This window comes from Cobetia sp., from assembly GCF_983723665.1.
This window is the reverse complement of record NZ_CFDJES010000008.1, coordinates 1-20,114: the sequence shown is the minus strand read 5'-3', so window position 1 is coordinate 20,114 and position 20,114 is coordinate 1. Positions and strand designations below refer to the sequence as shown.

15 protein-coding genes are annotated in these 20,114 nt (G+C 64.0%); 8 read left to right on the top strand and 7 right to left on the bottom strand.

The window, feature by feature from the left end; genetic code table 11:
• From AC4FAH_RS01910 to prfB, 6 genes are all read right to left on the bottom strand, one after another.
• A partial coding sequence (locus tag AC4FAH_RS01910) for a GNAT family N-acetyltransferase (protein ID WP_490245587.1) occupies positions 1–328 on the bottom strand: 328 nt, incomplete at its 3' end.
• Complete coding sequence (locus AC4FAH_RS01905) at positions 325–1,296, bottom strand: hypothetical protein (protein WP_225347362.1); 972 nt, start codon at positions 1,294–1,296, stop codon at positions 325–327. The genes AC4FAH_RS01905 and AC4FAH_RS01910, both read right to left, overlap by 4 nt.
• 2 nt (positions 1,297–1,298) lie before the next feature.
• Positions 1,299–1,610 (bottom strand): BolA family protein, encoded by a 312-nt coding sequence (locus tag AC4FAH_RS01900; protein ID WP_043336297.1) that lies wholly within the window; start codon positions 1,608–1,610, stop codon positions 1,299–1,301.
• A gap of 229 nt (positions 1,611–1,839) precedes the next feature.
• Positions 1,840–2,223: a hypothetical protein gene (locus tag AC4FAH_RS01895; RefSeq protein WP_043336300.1), complete on the bottom strand. Its 384-nt coding sequence runs from the start codon at positions 2,221–2,223 to the stop codon at positions 1,840–1,842.
• Between the two features lie 366 nt (positions 2,224–2,589).
• A complete protein-coding gene (lysS, locus tag AC4FAH_RS01890) occupies positions 2,590–4,128 on the bottom strand; it encodes a lysine--tRNA ligase (protein ID WP_043336301.1) in 1,539 nt (512 codons plus the stop codon).
• Between the two features lie 164 nt (positions 4,129–4,292).
• Positions 4,293–5,391, bottom strand: a protein-coding gene (prfB, locus tag AC4FAH_RS01885) for a peptide chain release factor 2 (protein ID WP_107335890.1) whose coding sequence is annotated in 2 segments (ribosomal slippage) — positions 4,293–5,315 and positions 5,317–5,391 — 1,098 coding nt in all. Because the reading frame shifts where the segments join, the coding sequence is not laid out codon by codon here.
• A gap of 419 nt (positions 5,392–5,810) precedes the next feature.
• Here prfB and AC4FAH_RS01880 point away from each other — a divergent pair.
• From AC4FAH_RS01880 to AC4FAH_RS01855, 6 genes are all read left to right on the top strand, one after another.
• Complete coding sequence (locus tag AC4FAH_RS01880) at positions 5,811–7,436, top strand: peptide ABC transporter substrate-binding protein (RefSeq protein ID WP_490245586.1); 1,626 nt, start codon at positions 5,811–5,813, stop codon at positions 7,434–7,436.
• Between the two features lie 150 nt (positions 7,437–7,586).
• A complete protein-coding gene (locus tag AC4FAH_RS01875) occupies positions 7,587–9,224 on the top strand; it encodes a peptide ABC transporter substrate-binding protein (protein WP_288988856.1) in 1,638 nt (545 codons plus the stop codon).
• A gap of 59 nt (positions 9,225–9,283) precedes the next feature.
• Positions 9,284–10,210, top strand: a complete 927-nt coding sequence (gene oppB / locus AC4FAH_RS01870) for an oligopeptide ABC transporter permease OppB (RefSeq protein ID WP_043337152.1) — start codon at positions 9,284–9,286, stop codon at positions 10,208–10,210.
• Positions 10,211–10,224: 14 nt separating this feature from the next.
• Complete coding sequence (locus tag AC4FAH_RS01865; protein WP_107335886.1) at positions 10,225–11,148, top strand: ABC transporter permease; 924 nt, start codon at positions 10,225–10,227, stop codon at positions 11,146–11,148.
• Positions 11,149–11,295: 147 nt separating this feature from the next.
• On the top strand, positions 11,296–12,891 hold the full coding sequence (locus tag AC4FAH_RS01860) for an ABC transporter ATP-binding protein (protein ID WP_225348186.1): 1,596 nt from the start codon (positions 11,296–11,298) through the stop codon (positions 12,889–12,891).
• Between the two features lie 353 nt (positions 12,892–13,244).
• Positions 13,245–14,327 carry a porin gene (locus AC4FAH_RS01855; protein WP_225347365.1) on the top strand — a complete coding sequence of 361 codons (1,083 nt, stop codon included), beginning with the start codon at positions 13,245–13,247 and terminating at the stop codon, positions 14,325–14,327.
• Between the two features lie 178 nt (positions 14,328–14,505).
• Here AC4FAH_RS01855 and AC4FAH_RS01850 read toward each other — a convergent pair whose 3' ends face one another.
• The gene (locus tag AC4FAH_RS01850; protein WP_490245585.1) at positions 14,506–15,759 is read right to left on the bottom strand and encodes an OmpP1/FadL family transporter; all 1,254 of its coding nucleotides are present in this window, start codon (positions 15,757–15,759) and stop codon (positions 14,506–14,508) included.
• Between the two features lie 443 nt (positions 15,760–16,202).
• Between AC4FAH_RS01850 and AC4FAH_RS01845 the strand changes: the two genes are divergently transcribed.
• Together AC4FAH_RS01845 and AC4FAH_RS01840 are read left to right on the top strand one after the other, a co-directional pair.
• A complete protein-coding gene (locus tag AC4FAH_RS01845) occupies positions 16,203–16,658 on the top strand; it encodes a MerR family DNA-binding protein (RefSeq protein ID WP_213113556.1) in 456 nt (151 codons plus the stop codon).
• Complete coding sequence (locus AC4FAH_RS01840; RefSeq protein ID WP_286782323.1) at positions 16,655–19,465, top strand: heavy metal translocating P-type ATPase; 2,811 nt, start codon at positions 16,655–16,657, stop codon at positions 19,463–19,465. The genes AC4FAH_RS01845 and AC4FAH_RS01840 overlap by 4 nt, the downstream gene beginning before the upstream one ends.
• Positions 19,466–20,114: the final 649 nt, after the last annotated feature.

Here is a 20,114-nt window from a genome sequence, read left to right as displayed (position 1 = left end):
CGATGGCGGCGGCCAAAAGGCGTGCACCGACGCCCTGCCCGCGCTGCGCGGCGTGCACGGTGATCGCCTCGATCTCGGCCTCGAAGGGCCCGCGCGCCAGCACCACGAAGCCGATCAGTTCTGCAGTCGACGCCTCACCGCCCGACGATTCACAGGCCTGCCACCAGGCGCCCAGCACGCAGCGCGCGTCATCGTTGAGCACCTCGATCAGCTGTGACTGGCTCAGGCCATGTGCCTGGCTGGCCTCGATGGCCTCAAGCGCCAGCAGAGTCGCTTGATCATCGGCCAGCTCACGCAGCTCGAGGCGCCGGGCAGCTGACTCGCTCATGAGGCGTCCGTCTGCGGCGATGCCGACTGCCACTCGCGCCCCCAGCGGATCAACAGCGGCCACAGTTTGCGCTTGGCGTCACTGGAGCGCGCCAGCGCCGACAGCGCCGGTCCCTGCCAGACCGGCAGGCTCAGCAGACTGGAGGTCGCCTCGCCGCGCTGGGAAGCGGTGATACCGAGCACCTCGCGCAGCGTCTCGCTGGCCTCATCGCTGCCGAAGATCAACAGCCGCTCCGGCTGCCAACCACGACGCGCCGGGCCACTCAGGAAGGCATGCAATCCTTCGCGGGCTTCCTCGAGTGGCGCACTGGCCTTGAGGTTGGGCAACAACGGCCAGCGGAAATGGCTGAAGGAAAGCCCTGATGCCGCCTCGATACCGGCGGCGCGCCACAACGCCTTGAGCAAGGCTTCCCCTTCCAGATGCGGTGCCTCGTCACCGGGCAGCATGATCAACCAGCGCCCTTCCAGCGCCGCCAGCTGAACGCTGAAGCGCAGTGGCGGCTTGTCTGCTGCTGGCGGCGTCACTGCCTCATCTGCTGCCGGTGCCTCGGCCGAGACCTGCGTCGGCGGCGTCCCCCAAGAGGCCGTGCTGCTGGTCTCGGCAGCGCCGGGCGTCGGCGAGGCAGCCGCAGCGGGGGCTTCGACCGCCGCCGGCGCCATGCCCAGCAAGGCGCGTGCACTCGAGGCCGGAGAAGGCCCTGGCGGGCGTGGCGTCGCGCTGCCGGCCATGCCGCCAGCCTGAGTGGAGGAGCCATGGCTGGCATCCGCCGTCTGGTGGGCAGCAGGCGGACGCGGCGTCTCATCGATCAGCGCGTGCAGGCGCGCCTGAGGCGCGACCGCCTCCGCCGCTTGCGGCTCGGGCCAGTCACACGCCTGGGTGGGCAAGGCATTGGGCAGCTGATAGCGACCGACCCAGGCGGTCAGTCCCATCGCGTCCAGATATTGCAGGCGTTGCGGTTCAGGGGTCATGGTCAGTGCTTGCCGCCGCCCAGACAGTTGGGGGAATCCGGAATCTCGCCGCCGCGTGCCGCCCACTCCTGCGCGGTGTACAGGTGCAGCGCCAGTGCGTGCACCGGGCCATCCAGCTCTTCGCTGAGCAAGGCATACAGCTGCTGGTGACGCTTGACCCGCGACAGGCCGCTGAAGCGATCGCTGACCAGCGTGACCTTAAAGTGGGTCTCGGAGTTGGCCGGCACGCTATGCATATGGCTCTCGTTGACGACTTCGACCATCAACGGGTCAAGCGTCGCGAGCTTGGTGTCTATCTGGGTCTGGATGCTCATGCGCAATCTCCTTGAAGGGGGGAAGCCGCACGACGGACATGCGGAAAAATGAGGGTGACGATGCGATCGCCACAACGCAAATGGCCTCGGGCATTTTGCCCGAGGCCATTGTAGCGTCTGTCGCCATCACTGACAGTCATTGCTGACGGCGCTTGCTGGCGGCTCTTGCGGAAAGTACGGCGACGGCGTTCATCACGCGTCTGGCAATCGGCGCGATCACACCGGAGATTCAGTCCAGATCGGCCAGCAGCTCGTCATCGACTTCGCTGACTTCCAGCGGTGCCTCGTCGTCCAGGTCGACCGCCAGATAGCTGTGCTCGACAGTCAGGAAGCGCTCGAAGAGTGCCTTGTCCATCGGCTCCGGCCAATGACGGGTATCTTCTTCCCAGGCGCGCAGCTCGCTTTCCAGCACGTCCAGCCAGCGCTCGGAGACGAAGCCATCCAGCGCCTCACGCGTGTCCATCTCGGGAATCAGGTAGACGGTGCTCTCCTGATTGACATCCTCCAGCGCCAGATCCTCGCCTCCCTCGCCTTCGGATTCCAGCGAGTTGATCCAGTCGACAAACGCCTGGGTCGGCTTGACGCTCAGGGCGGAACGGTTAAGCAGCTTCATTCTGCACTCTCCAGGACATTCAGGGACAATTCCGAGACAGGACACACCGTGGATGGCAGCGCCGCTCATAAAGCAGGCACGCGATGCGGGTGAGCCTCGAGGCGTCCAGCGCGTTACCCTGGCAGTGCCAGGGCGCCAGCAGACTGGACGCCGACCATTATGGCCGCTCGCGGGCAACAAAGCCAAGCGCCACCTTGCCTCATCGGCACCGATCATGCCCCGCGAGGCATTCGTCGTCAGTCATTCGTGTGAGGCAGAGACCACAACGCCCCCGTCAGGGATCGGAGGCGTTGCGGGTGCCCTCAGCGTGGCCCGTCACGATGGCGCGTCATGATGCGCCATGGGGATGGGCTGGCGGCCGACTGCTCAGCCCTGCTGCGGACGCATGGCCGGGAACAGCAGCACGTCGCGGATGGAGGCGCTGTCGGTCAGCAGCATCACCAGACGGTCGATGCCGATGCCTTCACCGGCGGTCGGCGGCATGCCGTATTCCAGCGCGCGCACGTAGTCGGCGTCGTAGAACATGGCCTCATCATCACCGGCGTCCTTCTCGGCCACCTGGGCCTGGAAGCGCTCGGCCTGATCTTCGGCGTCGTTGAGCTCCGAGAAGCCATTGGCGATCTCGCGGCCACCGACGAAGAACTCGAAGCGATCGGTCACGTGCGGGTTGGCATCGTTGCGACGCGCCAGCGGGCTGACTTCGGCCGGATATTCGGTGATGAAGGTCGGCTGGTCGAGACGGTGCTCGGCGACTTCCTCGAAGATCTCGGTCTCGAGCTTGCCCAGACCCCAGATCGGCTTGACCTGGATACCGAGACGCTCCGCCGTGGCGCGCGCGGCGTCGTAATCGGCCAGGTCGGCTTCGGTGATGCCATCGCCGTACTTGATGATCGACTCGCGCATGGTCATCTGGATGAACGGCTGGCTCAGGTCGTACTCGCTGCCCTGACAGGTGATCTGCGTGGTGCCGAGCACTTCCTGGGCCGCGGTGCGGATCATGTCTTCGGTGAGCGCGATCAGGTCACGGTAGTCCGCGTAGGCCCAGTAGAACTCGAGCATGGTGAACTCGGGGTTGTGACGCGTCGACAGCCCTTCGTTGCGGAAGTTGCGGTTGATCTCGAACACGCGCTCGAAGCCACCCACCACCAGACGCTTGAGGTACAGCTCCGGCGCGATGCGCAGGTACATTTCCATGTCCAGCGCATTGTGGTGCGTGATGAACGGACGCGCGGTCGCGCCACCCGGAATCTGCTGCAGCATCGGCGTCTCGACTTCCATGAAGCCGCGCTCGCTGAGGAAGCGACGGATGGAGGCGACGATGCCGGCACGCAGCGCGAAGGTGCGGCGTGACTGCTCGTTCATGATCAGGTCGACATAACGCTGGCGATAGCGCATTTCCTGATCGGACAGACCGTGGAACTTGTCCGGCAGCGGGCGCAGGTTCTTGGTCATCAGCTGGGCGCTTTCGATCATGACGTACAGATCGCCCTTGCCGGATTTGTGCACCGGACCACTGGCACCGACGATGTCACCGATATCCCAGCTCTTGATGTCCTCGAGCAGCGCTTCCGGCAGGCCCTTCTTGTCGACGTAGAGCTGAATCTGGCCGGAGACTTCCTGCAGCACGATGAAGGGGCCACGTTTGCGCATGATACGCCCGGCGACGGCGGCCTTGCGGTCCAGCGTCTCCAGCTCGGCCTTGTCCTTCTCGCCCAGCTCTTCCATCAGGTCAGCGGCGAGGCTGTCACGACGGAAATCATTCGGGAAGGCACTCTTGCCTTCGGCGGCGGCCTGCTCGCGGCGGGCGTTCAGCTTGGCGCGACGTTCGGCGATCAGGCGGTTCTCTTCCTGAGCCTGTTCGGCGGCCTGCTGCTCATCAATGGCGGGGGTCTGCTCTGTCGACATGGAGGGGCCTGTCTCGTGTCAAAGGGTCATGGCCTGGGCCACGACAGATCATGGTCAGCCTGACGATTGTGACCATCAGGGCTGACCGCGATACGGGGATTCGTGGCCTCCGCCGGCGATACCGGCGGAGGCGAATAGGCGCTGGGCCGCGAGGGTACTCGCGCTCAGAGCCCCATCTTGAGGCTGGCGACGATGAAGTCATCGAGGTCGCCGTCGAGCACCTTGTCACAGTTGCTCGACTGGACGCTGGTCCGCAGGTCCTTGATGCGCTGGTCATCGAGGACGTAGGAGCGGATCTGGCTGCCCCAGCCGATATCGGACTTGGAGTCCTCGAGTTCCTGCTTGGCGGCGTTGCGCTTCTGCATCTCGGCTTCGTAGATACGCGCCTTCAGCATCTTCATGGCGCGGTCACGGTTGGAGTGCTGGCTTCGCTCGGTCTGGCAGGCCGCCACGATGCCTGTCGGCACGTGGGTGATACGTACCGCGGAATCGGTGGTGTTGACGTGCTGACCACCGGCGCCGGAGGAGCGATAGGTATCGGTGCGCAGGTCGGCCGGGTTGATGTCGATCTCGATGTTGTCATCGATTTCCGGCGACACGAACACGGACGCGAACGAGGTGTGACGACGGCCGCCGGAGTCGAAGGGACTCTTGCGGACCAGACGGTGCACGCCAAGTTCGGTGCGCAGCCAACCGAAGGCGTAATCGCCCTCGACGTGGATGGTCGCGGACTTGATACCGGCGACTTCACCGGCGCTCGCCTCGACGATCTCGGTCTTGAAACCGTGATGCTCGGCCCAGCGCAGGTACATGCGCAGCAACATGTTGCCCCAATCCTGCGCTTCGGTACCGCCGGAGCCTGCCTGGATGTCGAGGTAGGCGTTGTTGGCGTCCATCTCACCCGAGAACATGCGGCGGAACTCGAGCTTCTCGAGACTGGCCTTGAGCTGGTCCAGCTCGCGGACGACTTCGTCCACGGTGCCTTCGTCCTCTTCCTCGACCGCCATTTCCAGCAGGTCGGAGCAGTCGGACAGACCGTTGCTCATGTCGTCGAGGGTCTTGACGACCAGCTCCAGCGACGCACGTTCCTTGCCGAGCTTCTGCGCGTAGTCCGGGTCATTCCAGACATCCGGATTCTCGAGCTCGCGAGTGACTTCCTCTAGCCGATCCTGCTTTTCGGCATAGTCAAAGGTACCCCCTCAGGACTTCTGCCCTTTCGGACAGGTCCTTGATGAGGTTGGTGATCGGATTGATCTCTTGCATGGTCGTCCTGTCTTGAGGCGATGATGCGTGAATGGGTGCGCGGCGATCCTGTCGCAAGCGACGGGCTCCGCCACATGCCACCCGAGGGTGCATGTGCAGATCGACAGCGCGCAAAGCCCGATATTGTAGCCATTTCCCGGCGTGGCGACCATGCCCGGCCCATCATCCGTGGCCAGCGGGCAAGCGGCGGCTCTCGGCTGCCAGGCATGCCGCCCATCAGCGGGCAGGCGACGAATACGACCAAAGTGATTCAAAGGCCCGTCAGCCCCGAATGGCCCGAGTTTCCACGCCTTGCATGACGTTTATCGAATGCATGCATAAGCCATCCATTTTTTAACATGGACAGCGGGCAGGAAAAGATTCGATGGTAGAAGGCGACACTCGTATTACCCCTAACAACAATAGCGAGCCTCCCTATCATGGCACGACTGTACTCCCCCTCTCACACCCCGGTGCTCCCCGGACGCTTCGCGCTCAAACGCCTGGCAGGTTCTCTGCTGCTGGCCGGGGGCATCGTTGCCTCCCAGGGCATCATGGCCGACACGCTCAAGCTGGCGATCATGGGTGAACCGGCCTCGCTGGACCCGCAGCAGATCTCCGGCACCTGGGAAAATGACGTGGTGGGCGACCTCTTCGAGGGCCTGGTCACCGAAGCCGCCGATGGCGAGCGCATCCCCGGCGCGGCCGAGTCGTGGCAGATTTCCGACGATGGCAAGACCTACACCTTCACGCTGCGCGAGGACGGCAAGTGGTCAGACGGTGAGCCGGTGACCGCCGAGGACTTCGTGTACGCGCTCAAGCGCATCATGACGCCGGAAAATGCCTCGGATTACGCCTACATCCTGTATCCGATCAAGAACGCCAAGGCCATCAACAGCGGCGAGGCCGAGCCGGACACCCTCGGCGTGCGTGCCGTGGATGATCACACCCTCGAGATCACCCTCGAGCGCCCGACGCCCTACTTCCTGGATCAGCTGTCGCACTACACCGCCTACCCGCTGCCGAAACATGTGGTGGAGAAGTACGGCAAAGACTGGACCGACCCCGGCAAGATGGTCTCCAACGGTGCCTTCGAGCTGAGCGAGTGGCAGCCGCAGACCCGCATCGTCGCGCTCAAGAATCCTGAGTTCCACGATGCCAGGGAGGTCGCGCTGGATGAGGTGATCTACTACCCCATCGAGGAGCGCAACAGCGCCCTGAAGCGCTTCCGCGCCGGCGAGATCGACATCGCGCGCGAATTCCCGACCCAGCAATACGGCTGGCTGAAGGACAACCTGCCGGACGCCACCCACGTCGCGCCCTACCTGGGCATCTACTACTACGTGCTCAACTCGCGCGATGGTCATGCCACGGCAGACCCGCGCGTGCGCGAGGCGCTCAACCTCTCCATCCGCCGCAACATCATCACCGACAAGATTCTCGGTACCGGCGAAGTGCCGGCCTACAGCTTCGTGCCCACCGGGGTGAACCACTACGACATCCAGGAGATGGCCTTCAAGGACATGTCGATGGATGAGCGCATGCAGAAGGCCAGGTCTCTGATGGAAGACGCCGGTTATGGCCCGGACAATCCGCTGGAGCTGACCCTGCGCTACAACACCAGCGAAGACCACAAGAAGGTGGCCATCGCCGCCGCCGCGATGTGGAAGCCGCTGGGCGTGAAGGTCAATCTGCTGAACGCCGAGGTCGCGGTGCACTACGAGGACATGCGCCAGGGCAAGTTCGATGTCGGCCGCGCCGGCTGGATCGGCGACTACAACGACGCCCAGAACTTCCTCAACCTGCTGGAAAGCGGCGTGCCCAACAATTACGGCGCCTATTCCAACAAGGCGCTGGATGACGACATGCAGAAGGCCGCCAATACGCTCGACATGAAGGATCGCGAGGCACTGATGCAGGACGCCGAGCGCAAGGCGCTGGATGACTACGCCGTGCTGCCGATCTACTACTACGTGTCGCGCAATCTGGTGAACCCCAGGCTCAGCGGCTGGAAGAACAACATCGAGGATACCCACCGCTCGCGCTGGGTCTCGTTCTCCGAGTGAGGCGAGCCCTGTGAGCCTCTGACCCGGCTCGCCGCTCTCTAGATCGTCATGGGTCCACGCTCGTGCCTGGCAGGGCAGGAGCGTGGCATCTGCCAAGGATGGCACCAGAAGATGACGTCGCGCCCCACGGGCGTGACAAGGAGTTCATGCATGTCCCCCACCTCACCGATGCAATGCGCGGCAAGCCTCAGCGCAGGCCTGCTGCTGTCCGTTCTCCCCCTCTCCCTCGGCGCTTCCGGCAGCGCCATGGCAGCAGAATCCACGAGCCAGAGCGAGCAGATCCTGCGTATCGCCAATGGCGCCGAGCCCGGCTCGCTGGACCCGCAACAGACCAACGGCACCTGGGAGACACGCATCACGCGTGATCTGTTCGAGCCGCTGATCGCCTACTCCGCCAATGGCGAGCTGATTCCCGGGCTGGCAGAGCGCTGGGAGTCGTCCGCCGATGGGCTGAGCTGGACCTTTCATCTGCGCGAGGGGCTCGAATGGTCAGACGGCACGCCGCTGACCGCCGAGGATGCCGTCTTCGCGCTGCGCCGCCTGCTGACACCCGCCACCGCGGCCCACAACGCCACGCTCTACTACCCGATCGTCAATGCCCGAGCGGTGAATACCGGTGCGCTGGCGCCGGAGCAACTCGGCGTGGCCGCGCCCGATGCGCAGACGCTCACCATCACTCTCAGCCACCCTTCGGCGACGCTGGAGCAGACGCTGGCGATGAGCGAAGCCGCCCCGCTGCCACGCCATGTGATCGCGGCCAAGGGCGCTGACTGGACGCGGCCGGCCAACATGGCCACCTCGGGTGCCTTCGTGCTCAAGACCTGGTCGCCCCAGGCCGAGATTCGCCTGACGCCCAATCCGCGCTATCACGCGGCGGACACGGTCGCGCTCGATGAGGTGGTCTACCTGCCCATCGAAGAGAGTCATGCCGCGCTCAATCGCTTCCGCGCCGGCGAGGTCGAGATCGCCTACGGTGTGCCCGCCAGCCATTACGCCTGGATCCAGGACAATCTGGCCGCTGCCCTGCAGACCTACCCGATCCTCGGCGAGTACTTCTATGTCTTCAATCTGCGCGAGGGCTCGCCGGTGGCCGACCAGCGCATTCGTCGCGCGCTGAATCTGGCCACGCGCCGTGAGGTGATCACCGAGCGCATTCTCGGCATGGGCCAGATTCCCTCCTGGCACTTCGTGCCGAAGGCATTGGGTGAGCATCAGGGCGCGCGCTTCGACTTCGCTGACTGGTCGATGGACAGGCGCATGGCGAAGGCGCGTGAGCTGATGGCCGACGCGGGCTACGGCCCGGATACCCCGCTTGAGCTGACCCTGCGCTACAACACCCTGGAAGACCACAAGAAGATCGCCGTGGCCCTGGGGGCGATGTGGAAACCGCTGGGCGTGAAGGTGACGCTGACCAACACCGAGGCCGCGGTGCATTACCGCGATCTGGCGCTGGGCGATTTCGAGGTCGGCCGTTACGGCATGATCGCCACCATCGCCGATGCCTACGACTTCCTGAACGCCTTCAGCAGCGACAACACCTCCAACGCGCCCGGGCTCAGCTCACCGACCTACGATGCGCTGATCGAGGCGGCGGCGCGTGAAGGAGACGTCGGCACCCGCCAGCGCCAGCTCCACGATGCCGAGCAGTATCTGCTCGACAACGATGTGGTGCTGCCGCTCTACGACTATGTCACCTCCAGCCTGGTCGACCCCGCCATCAGCGGCTGGGCGCCCAATGCGCTGGACGTGCACCCGAGTCGCTATCTGCAGCTCGATACCTCGCACTGACAGACGACAGTCACCAATAACAACGACACACCCGGGCAGCGGCCCGGACGGAGCACTGGATGCTGAGCTACACCCTCAAACGGTTGCTGCAGGCGATTCCCACCCTGCTGATCGTGATCACCCTGTCGTTCTTCCTGATGCGGGTCGCCCCGGGCGGCCCCTTCGATGGCGAGCGCCGCCTGCCCCCGGAAATCGAGCAGAACCTGCGCGCGGCCTATCACCTGGATGAGCCATTGCCGATGCAGTATCTGCGCTATCTGGGCGATCTGGTGCAGGGCGATCTCGGTCCGTCCTTCAAGTACAAGGACTTCGATGTCAGCGAGCTGATCAGCCAGGGCTTCCCGGCCAGTCTGGAGCTGGGGATGTGGGCGATTCTGGCCGCGCTGCTGATCGGTGTGCCGCTGGGGGTGATCGCGGCCATCCGGCGCAACTCGACGGCGGATTACGTGGTGATGAGTACTGCGCTGGCGGGGATCGCGGTGCCCAATTTCGTGATCGCCCCGCTGCTGGCGCTGGTGTTCGGCGTGCTGCTCGGCTGGTTGCCGGCCGGCGGTTGGAACGGTGGCGCCTGGCAGAACCTGCTGCTGCCGGTGGTGGCGCTCTCCATCCAGCAGATCGCCTACATCGCCCGCATGATGCGCGCCAGCATGATCGAGGTGCTCGGCAGTCACTACATCCGCACCGCCCGCGCCAAGGGGCTGAGCGAGTGGAAGGTGATTCTGCGCCATGCATTGCGACCGGCGATGCTGCCGGTGGTCTCGTATCTCGGCCCGGCCATCGCCGGCATCATCACCGGCTCGGTGGTGATCGAGCAGATCTTCGGCATTCCCGGCATCGGGCGCTATTTCGTGCAGGGTGCGCTCAATCGTGACTACACCCTGGTGATGGGTACGGTGGTCTTCTATGGCGCCTTGATCCTGCTGCTCAACCTGATCGTCGATCTGCTCTACAGCATGCTCGACCCGCAGATCCGCTACGACGACTGACCCGAGGCCCTGACATGTCACAGACAACTCCCGCTCCCCACGGCACCGGCGGTGCCAGCGCCTTCGACGGCCAGCCCCCTGCCGCGCCGGCAGGCGACAGCCTGACCCGCGACGCCTGGCGTCGTCTCAAGCAGAACCGCGCTGCCATGTGCAGCCTGGTGGTGATGGCCGTCATCGTGCTGGCCTGCCTGATCGGCCCATGGCTGACGCCCTTCGAACTCGATGAAGTCGACTGGAACGCCATCGGCACCGGTCCGGACCTGGCCTCCGGGCACGTCTTCGGCACCGACGTCAACGGCCGCGACCTGCTGACCCGCACCCTGCATGGCGGCCAGATCTCGCTGTCGGTGGCGCTGGTCGCCACCTTCGTCAGCCTGGTGATCGGCGTGCTCTACGGCGCCGTCTCCGGCTATTTCGGCGGACGCACCGACAACCTGATGATGCGCTTCGTCGACATCATGTATTCGCTGCCGTTCATGTTCCTGGTGATCCTGCTGATGGTGGTGTTCGGTCGCAACATCTTCCTGATCTACGCCGCCATCGGCGCGGTGGAGTGGCTGGACATGTCGCGCATCGTGCGCGGCCAGGTGCTGGCGCTCAAGAAGCGTGAATTCGTCGAGGCGGCGCATGCACTCGGCGTGCGTGACCTGCAGGTAGTCACCCGCCACCTGATTCCCAATGCGCTGGGGCCGGTGATCGTCTACGTCACGCTGACGGTGCCCAAGGTCATCCTGCTGGAAAGCTTCCTGTCGTTCCTCGGCCTCGGCGTGCAGGAACCGCTGACCTCATGGGGCGTGTTGATCTCCGAAGGCAAGGACATGATGGAGACCGCCCCCTGGATGCTGCTGGTGCCCTCGGCCTTCCTCGCCGCGACCCTGTTCTGCCTCAACTTCCTCGGCGATGGGCTGCGTGATGCCCTCGACCCCAAGACTCGCTGAACCGGAGCGCTGATCATGACTTCTTCACCCTCTACCTCCGGCACCTCCTCCAGCCTGCCGCCAGCACGCAACGCCGCCGACCAGGCGCGCGCCGACACCCTGACTCGCCTGGGGCTGGCCGCCGAGGCGCCGGGCACGCCGCCGCTGATGGAGATCAATGACCTCAAGGTCGACTTCCAGCTGCCGGATGGCGCGGTACCCGCCGTCAAGGGCGTCAGCTTCACTCTCAACAAGGGCGAGACGCTGGCGCTGGTCGGCGAGTCCGGCTCCGGCAAGTCGGTCACGTCCACCGCCATTCTGCGCCTGCTGCCGGAACTCGCCGAGATCAAGGGCGCCATCCGCCTGCGCGGCGAAGACCTGCTGAGTGCCTCGACGCGGCGCATGCGCGAGCTGCGCGGCAACCGCATCGCCACCGTCTTCCAGGAGCCGATGACCTCGCTCAATCCGCTGCACCGCATCGGGCGCCAGATCATCGAGGTACTGGCACTGCATCGTGACCTCAAGGGCCGCGCGGCTCGCCACAAGGCGCTGGAACTGCTCGAGCAGGTCGGCATCCCGGAGCCGGCGCGACGTATCGACAGCTATCCCCACGAGCTGTCCGGTGGCCAGCGTCAGCGCGTGATGATCGCCATCGCGCTGGCCTGCGAGCCGGACCTGCTGATCGCCGATGAGCCGACCACCGCGCTGGATGTCACGGTGCAGGCGCAGATCCTGCGGCTGCTCAAGTCGCTGCAGCAGCGCTACGGCATGGCGATCCTGTTCATCACCCACGACCTGAGCATCGTGCGCCACTTCGCGGACCGCGTCTGCGTGATGCGTCACGGCGAGCTGCTGGAAACCGGCGCCACCCACGACGTCTTCGAGAGCCCGCAGCACGCCTACACCCGCATGCTGATCGATGCCGAACCGGCCGGCGAGAAGGCGCCGGTGGCCGCGGATGCACCGGTGCTGCTGTCGGCGCGCGATGTGCGTGTCAGTTTCACCATCAAGCGTCCGCTGTTCGGGCCCAAGGTCGCCTTCGAGGCGGTGCGCGGCATCGATCTCGAGGTGCGACGCGGCCAGACCATCGGCATCGTCGGCGAGTCCGGCTCCGGCAAGTCGACGCTGGGGCGCGCCCTGCTGCGCCTGCTCAAGAGCCAGGGCCAGATCAGCTTCGATGGTGTCGATATCATGCCGCTGGACAAGTCGGGCATGCGCCCCTTGCGCTCGCGCATGCAGGTCGTCTTCCAGGACCCCTTCGGCTCCCTGTCGCCGCGCCTGACCGTGGGCGAGATCATCAGCGAAGGCCTGCGCGTGCATCACCCCGAGCTCAATCGCGCCCAGCGCGATGCGCGGGTCTGCGACGCCCTGAGCGAGGTCAGCCTCGACCCCGGCATGCGCAATCGCTATCCGCATGAGTTCTCCGGCGGTCAGCGCCAGCGCATCGCCATCGCCCGCGCCCTGGTGCTCAAACCGGAATTCCTGCTGCTGGACGAGCCGACTTCGGCGCTGGACCGCTCGGTACAGGTCACGGTCATCGACCTGCTGCGCGACCTGCAGGCGCGCCACGGCCTGACCTATCTGTTCATCAGCCATGACCTGGCGGTAGTCCGCGCGCTGTCAGACCACCTCATCGTGATGAAGGAAGGCGAGGTGGTGGAAAGCGGCAGTACCCACGCCATCTTCGAGGCACCCCGTGAGCGTTATACGCGTGAATTGATGCAGGCCGCCTTCGCCCCGGACCTGGGTCAGACGCACCACTGACACCCTGAAAAGACGACATGCCTGATGGGCGCTGCGGCGCCCATCAAGACCCCGCTTTGCCCGGGAAATGGCGCAGGGCCTCATCACTGCCTGTCTGAAGGGTGGCGATGAGCGCTCGGCCTCGCCCCGGGCAAGGGCAGCCGAGTCGCTCACACGAATCGACATTGGCTGCCAACCGGGTGCTTGCACCCGACCGAGGCCGGAGCAGGATGCTCCGGCATGACCCACACCGATGGAAAGACATGCACAGGATGACGATGCAACCTACAACAACAGCCAGCATCCCCCTCCACACTCACTCACGACTGCGTCACGCGATTGGCGCAGCCCTGCTCGGCACGGGACTGCTGAGCATGAGCCCCATGGCCCAGGCCATCGAGGTCTACAAGACGGATACCGACCGCGTCGAGTTCAGTGGCCGCCTGGCGGCGTTTGCGGTGATCCAGGATGGCGCACACGATGAGATCTACAACGGCGGCTCGCGGGTGCGCCTGATCCACGAGCATCAGTTCGAGCAGGGCTGGAGCTCCATCATCCGCGCCGAATGGGGCTTCGATCCCTGGTTCAAGGACGGCACCGATGCTCACTACAAGCGCATGCTCTATGCCGGAGCGGCCCACGAGAAATGGGGCAGCTTCACGGTCGGCAAGCAGTATGGCCCCTGGTACGACATGGTGGCCGTCAACACCGACTGGTTCTGGATCAATGGTGGCGAGGCGTCCGGCACCTTCGAAGGCCGCAGCGGTGACGGCGGCCTGCATGGCACGGGGCGGCCGGACAACTCGCTCTACTGGAAGAAGGGCTTCGACGATGTCACTGTCGGCCTGCTCTACCAGCTCGGCCATGATGGCCAGCACAGCAACGAGACCTCACTCTTCGAGGATGGCGTCTTCACCACCGAGACCGAGTATTCGGGGTATGAGCGTGACTACAGCTATGAAGCCGCGCTCAACTGGCACCCGAACGAGGACTTCACGGTGGGCGGCGTCTTCCACCATACGGAGCTGAGCGACTACGAGAGCGGCAACAGCGAGAACGGCGATATCGATGCCTGGCTGCTCGGCGGTCACTGGTCACCGGGCAACTGGTACATCGCCCTCGTCGGCGGGGAGTATCGCAACCACATCGCCGGCAGCACCCTGGACTCCTCGGAAGATTTCGTCGACAAGGCGCGCGGCGCGGAATTCGTGGTCAACTACAAGTTCAAGGAGGTCATCTGGGGCGATGACAGTGTCGAGCTCTACGGTGGCTTGAATCACCTGGAGGACGCCGACAGCGAAGCACGCTACGCCTATCAGATTCTGGGCGCGGCCTGGCGGGTCAAGGACCTGACGCTGGCCACCGAGTATCGCTTCGACAACAGCCGCCTGTCAGACGGCAGCGAGTACAGCGCCGACCGCGACCAGCTGATGTTCCTGGCGCGTTATGACTTCTGATCGTCATGTCAGACGCTGGTGACGGTTCGCCAATGCTCGCGCTGAGGCGATAGTTCCGCCCTTGCCTGATGAACCCGGCAGAGACGACAAAAAACGCCCGGTCATATGACCGGGCGTTTTTTGTATCGGCTGTATCGGTTGTCCCGAGACCAGCTCAGCGTTTCAGCCGCTTACGTGCTCAGAAGCGATAGGTCGCGCCGAGACCGAAGCCATGCGCTTCATTCTCGTAATCGGCTTCATAGGTGCCACGGTTGGGCTCGCTCAGGCTGACGGTGGCAGTCTCTTCCCACAGGTAGGTGTAGGCCATGTCGATGGTCAGCTCCGGCATCGGCGTCCAGCCGGCCCCCAGCGAGAAGATGGTGCGATCACCGGACGGGATACGCGCGCTGCGATGCTCATCCACGGTCGGGCTGTCATCGAAGGCCATGCCGGTACGCAGCACCCACTGCGGATTGAGCTGATAGCTGAGGCCCACCGCGTACTGCCAGCTGTCCTCGTAGCCCTGCTCCTCGACGATGTCGCTCGTGTTGTCGACTTCCACCGCGATCTCGTCGAAGCGGCTCCAGTGCACCCAGGTCACGCCCGCCATCAGCGTCCAGCGATCATCCAGCTTGTGCGTCACGGAGAAGTCGATGCTTTCCGGCAGGGTCAAGTCCAGCGACGCATCCTGCTCGGTATTCGCGAAGCCCGCGCCAGTGAAGACATTGTTGTACTTGGCCTCGCCATCCAGGCTGTAATCCACCTTGGAGCGATAGGACAGACCGAGACGGGTACTTTCCACCGGCTGGAAGATGACCCCGACGTTGTAGCCCCAGGCGGCATCGTCGCCCTTGATCTTGACCTTGCCATCGCCGGCGCCGACATCGACAGTATTCGACGTCAACTCACCCTTGATACTGTTGTAGGTCACACCGGCGCCGATGGCCCACTTGTCATTGATGCGATAGGAGATGGTCGGCTGGGCGGTGACCACCTCGACTTCACTGTAATTGGCGAAATAACGGCCACGGAAATCAGAACCATAATCGGTGATCACACCAAAGGGTGCGTAGACCCCGAAGCCCAGTGCTACCCGGTCATTCATCGGCTGCACGTAATAGAAGGAAGGCACTGCCGCCCCCGGCACCATGTCACCGTCATCTCCGCCAGAGACTGGCCGACCGAGTGCATCATTCGCGCTGGCGACATCAATATCGGTATTGACGTCCAGATAGGTCACACCGCCGGTGATCTGGGCACGATCCAGGAAGGACATGCCGGCCGGGTTGCCGAACACGGTGGAGGCATCATTGGCATTCGAGGCGCGCCCGGCGAAGGAGGTGCCCTGGGTACTGACACTCTGCTCGTTCAGCTGGAAGGCCCCCGCGTGAACGCCACCGGCATAAGCCGTGGCAGCCGCTGCCAGAGCGACCCCGAGGGTGAGTTTGTTCATCTTGTTTTTCATTATGGATGGCGTCCCATTGCAGGTGGCTGGAGAGCCGCATGTTGTTGTTATCATTCGTTGATGCATAGCTCTGTCACCTACGTTTTGGGCGAGTCGTGCGTTCAAGTCAAGGGCGAACGTTTGTTTGAATAGGGAGATTTCTAGTATTCAGGGAACTTTCATTCATGTCTGCACTGTCACGTGCTGCTAAGCCCATGACCTGACGACGATTTAGTGCCTTGTCTCCAGCGTTTAAAACACGACAGCCTCCTCTGCTCCCCCCTCTAGCCTATTGGTCGAACATCAGCTTTTTCGTATGTATCGGCTCGCTTGACCTATGTGCAACACATAAGTCTTACACTGATGATCAGTCACGGAACATTGGCTGCCGACAGACCTTCAGGGCAGCCGAATGCTCTCTCCGCCATTCTTGATCACCAGGAGATGATGCAATGAAAGTCGCCGAACTGGCCCGCGCGGGGGGCGTCACCGCCGAAACCGTTCGCCATTACACGCGCCAGGGGCTGATCACGGCCCGACGTGATCCCGTCAACAACTACCAGCGCTTCGATGAGCAGGCGCTGGTACGCCTCAAATTCATCAGTCAGGCACGCCAGCTGGGCTTCAGCCTTGCCGACATCAAACAGATTCTCGAGCAGGCGGACCAGCACGACTCGCCGTGCCCGCTGGTGCGTGACCTGCTGCGACAGCACCTGCCGAGAGTGCGCGAGCGCATTCGTGAGCTGGAAGCCCTCGCAGAGCGCATGGAGCACGCGCTGGATTGCTGGCAGGACCTGCCGGATGGCGTGCCGGACGGCAACAGCGTGTGCTGCCTGATCGAAGGCTTTCCACAGGACGTGCCCGACACCGCTTCCACTTCCAAACGCCGCGACGGGGGGCAATCATGATGACCACATCACTTCCCGAGACACGCCTTCTGCAGGCGCCAGGCATCCATTGTCAGGGCTGTGTCAGCAGGATTCGTCGTGCCCTGCAGGCGCAGGACCCGCAGGCCGAGTTGCTCGGCGCGCCTGACGCAGAGCTGTTGCTGATGCACAGTCAGCTGTCATCCACGGCACTGCAGGAAGTCGCGGACGACTGCGGCTACCCCCTCAAGGAGGAAGCCCTGCCGGAACGCGCCCATCACGATCTGTCGGTGTACGGCATGCACTGCCAGAAGTGCGTCGCCAGATTGCGCGAGGCCATCCAGCACTGGGATGAGGCTGCGCAAGTCACTGGCACGCCGAAAGAAGACATTCTCGACGTGGACACCTGTCTGCCGCGCGGGCTGCTCGAGAGAATCATCCTCGAGACGGACTATTCGCTTGAGGCCCCCACCGTGGAGGGGGAAGCTCAAGTCGCGCCGGCTGCTGATACGCCGGTCGTTGCAAACAAGACAGCGACTGCGAGCCAGCCAGCCGATAGCGCAAGCGCCGAGTTCTCACTGTCCGGCGTCACCTGCGCCAGCTGCGTGGCGACGATCCAGAAGGCACTGGATGGCCTGGATGGAGTGGAGCAGGCGCAGGTCAACTTCGCCTCGCGCACCGCCCAGGTCACGAGCCGCCTCGCTCCCGACGAGATCGTCTCTGCCATCGAAGGCGTCGGCTATGGGGCAAGCCTGGTGGAAGACGCGCAGGCCGGTGAGCAGCAACAGCAAGAGGACGCCGATCAGGAATATCGCTCTCGTGTCCGTGACAGCGTGCTGTCACTGGGCATCGGCATCCCCCTGATGATCAGCATGTTCTTCCATCATCCCGGCTTCGAGGGGCTCGAGCGCGGGGTGTGGCTGGCTATCGGCGTCGCCGTGCTGGGCGTGCTCGCCACGGCAGGACGCAGCTTCTTCACCAGCGCCTGGAAGGCCTTCACGCACCATCAGGCCAACATGGATACGTTGGTGGCGCTCGGTACCGGGGCGGCATGGCTTTACTCCATGGGCGTGCTGCTGTTTCCCGACAGCGTACCCCCGGCGGCGCGCGGGCTCTACTTTGAAGCCTCGACCATGATCATCGGCTTGATCAGCCTGGGGCAGGCACTGGAAGTCCGCGCCCGGGGCCGTACTCAGCAGGCGCTGCGCGCGCTGCTGGATCTGCAGACCCGCACGGCCCGCGTGATCCGCGACGGGGAAGAGCGCGAGATCGATATCAACGAGGTCCGCAGCGGGGACCAGGTGCGCATTCGCCCCGGTGAGCGCATCCCGGTGGATGGCCGGGTCATCGAGGGCCAGAGCCACATCGATGAATCGATGCTCAGCGGTGAGCCGCTGCCCGTGTCACGCGGTATCGGCGACGAGGTAGCCGCCGGTACGCTCAATACGCGTGGCAGTCTGGTCTTCGAAGTCGAGCGAGTCGGTAGCGAGACGCGCCTGGGACGCATCATCAGCCAGGTGCGTCAGGCGCAGAATTCGCGCCCGCCGATCGGCCGGCTGGCTGACACCATTTCCGGCGTATTCGTGCCCAGCGTGATGATCATCGCCATCGTCGCGGCGCTGGTGTGGTTCAACTTCGGGCCTGCGCCGACCGGCGTGCATATGCTGGTGGTCGCGACGGCGGTACTCGTCATCGCCTGCCCGTGTGCGCTGGGCCTGGCGACGCCGATCTCGACCATGATCGGGGTCGGCAAGGCGGCGGAACATGGCGTACTGGTACGCAGCGGTGAGGCACTGCAGACCGCCAGTCGCTTGACCGCACTGGTGGTCGACAAGACCGGCACCCTGACGCGCGGCAAGCCGGAGGTCACCGAGGTCTCGCTCCTCGAAGGGGAAGACGAGGAAACCGTACTGGATGCAGCATATGCACTGGAGCGGGGCTCCGAGCACCCGCTGGCCGCGGCACTGCTGGCACATATCGAAGCCAGACGCCCCGATGCCTCGCGCAGCAAGGCCTTCCATGACTACCAGACCATCAGCGGGCGCGGCATTCAGGCCCAGGACGATGCAGGGCGCACCTGGCGCATGGGCAACGCTGCCATGCTGGAAGAGGCAGGCATCAGCCTGACCCCTCTCAGCGAGCAGATCACAGCGCTGGAAGACAATGCGCGCACCTTGATCCTGATGGCCCGCGACGATGAATTGCTCGCCGTCTTCGGCCTGGCCGATCCGCTACGTGACGATAGCCGCGATGCCATCGCTCGCCTGCATGCCATCGGCCTCAAGGTGATCATGCTGACCGGTGACAACCCTCACACGGCAGCGGCCGTGGCGCGCGAGACCGGTATCGATGATTACCGTGCCGGCGTCTCACCGGATGACAAGCACGACGAGATCGCGCGGCTGCAGCAGGAAGGTCATGTAGTGGGCATGGTCGGCGATGGCATCAATGATGCGCCGGCGCTGGCGCTGGCCGATGTCGGCTTCGCGATGGGCGAAGGTACCGACGTCGCCATCGAGACCGCCGGTATCACGTTGATGCAGCCGTCGCTGGGCGGGGTCGCGGATGCGATCGCGATCAGCCAGGCCACCCTGCGCAACATCAAGCAGAACCTGGTGGGGGCCTTCGGCTACAACCTGATCGGCATCCCGATTGCCGCGGGCATCCTCTACCCCTTCACGGGCATGTTGCTGTCGCCGGTCATCGCGGGACTGGCCATGTCCCTGTCCTCGGTCACCGTCGTGACCAATGCCAATCGTCTGCGTCGCTATACGCCCCCGAGTGCAGCTGGATCCGCAACGAGTAACCCTGAGAATACCGCCACCACCTCACAAGGAGCGTCAGCATGATCTGCATGGCCATCAATCTGCTAGGGCTCGGCCTGATCGCCGCCATTGTCTGGTGGTTCTGGCTCGCCAAGTCATGAAGCACACTCCAAGCCTTGCTCTGTAGTCGCTGAAATAGAGCAAACTGATCGCACAAGACAATCGCGCAAGATCATCATCTCAAAGCCCTGTCACACGCTGTGTGGCAGGGCTTTTTTCGTGACTGAGCCATGCTCAAAAGCGCACCAGACGGCTCTCGCAAGACTCGTATCGAGAGCGCTCATGGCATGCCGCCCAGTGGCTCCGAGACCCGTGTCACCCAACAGCACACGGGAGGGAAAGCAGCTGCCGCGAGTTCGTGTGGGTAGCTCCTGCACTGACGAATCTTGAGTTTTCCACAGCCGCTTTGCTCTTCTTTACCCCGAGCATCACTTCTTTACCCCGCTCGACCAAGGCGCCGAGAATGCAAAAACGCCCCTGCCACATCAGTGACAGGGGCGCTTCCTTTGAGCTTCTTTCTGCACAGCGGATCTGCTGACGTCTCTATGCGTGCCTTTCCACACATGTCACACATGGCTTATCCCACGCATGACCTTCACGCCTATGATTTTTCCTGCGCACAAAGAGAACCGCCCCTGCAGCAAGGCTACAGGGGCGGTTCGGGATAAGTGCC

Coding starts and splice junctions, on each gene's coding strand:
- AC4FAH_RS01905 (WP_225347362.1), bottom strand. CDS start 1,296: ATGACCCCTGAACCGCAACGCCTGCAATATCTGGACGCGATGGGACTG.
- AC4FAH_RS01900 (WP_043336297.1), bottom strand. CDS start 1,610: ATGAGCATCCAGACCCAGATAGACACCAAGCTCGCGACGCTTGACCCG.
- AC4FAH_RS01895 (WP_043336300.1), bottom strand. CDS start 2,223: ATGAAGCTGCTTAACCGTTCCGCCCTGAGCGTCAAGCCGACCCAGGCG.
- lysS (WP_043336301.1), bottom strand. CDS start 4,128: ATGTCGACAGAGCAGACCCCCGCCATTGATGAGCAGCAGGCCGCCGAA.
- AC4FAH_RS01880 (WP_490245586.1), top strand. CDS start 5,811: ATGGCACGACTGTACTCCCCCTCTCACACCCCGGTGCTCCCCGGACGC.
- AC4FAH_RS01875 (WP_288988856.1), top strand. CDS start 7,587: ATGTCCCCCACCTCACCGATGCAATGCGCGGCAAGCCTCAGCGCAGGC.
- oppB (WP_043337152.1), top strand. CDS start 9,284: ATGCTGAGCTACACCCTCAAACGGTTGCTGCAGGCGATTCCCACCCTG.
- AC4FAH_RS01865 (WP_107335886.1), top strand. CDS start 10,225: ATGTCACAGACAACTCCCGCTCCCCACGGCACCGGCGGTGCCAGCGCC.
- AC4FAH_RS01860 (WP_225348186.1), top strand. CDS start 11,296: ATGGAGATCAATGACCTCAAGGTCGACTTCCAGCTGCCGGATGGCGCG.
- AC4FAH_RS01855 (WP_225347365.1), top strand. CDS start 13,245: ATGAGCCCCATGGCCCAGGCCATCGAGGTCTACAAGACGGATACCGAC.
- AC4FAH_RS01850 (WP_490245585.1), bottom strand. CDS start 15,759: ATGAACAAACTCACCCTCGGGGTCGCTCTGGCAGCGGCTGCCACGGCT.
- AC4FAH_RS01845 (WP_213113556.1), top strand. CDS start 16,203: ATGAAAGTCGCCGAACTGGCCCGCGCGGGGGGCGTCACCGCCGAAACC.
- AC4FAH_RS01840 (WP_286782323.1), top strand. CDS start 16,655: ATGATGACCACATCACTTCCCGAGACACGCCTTCTGCAGGCGCCAGGC.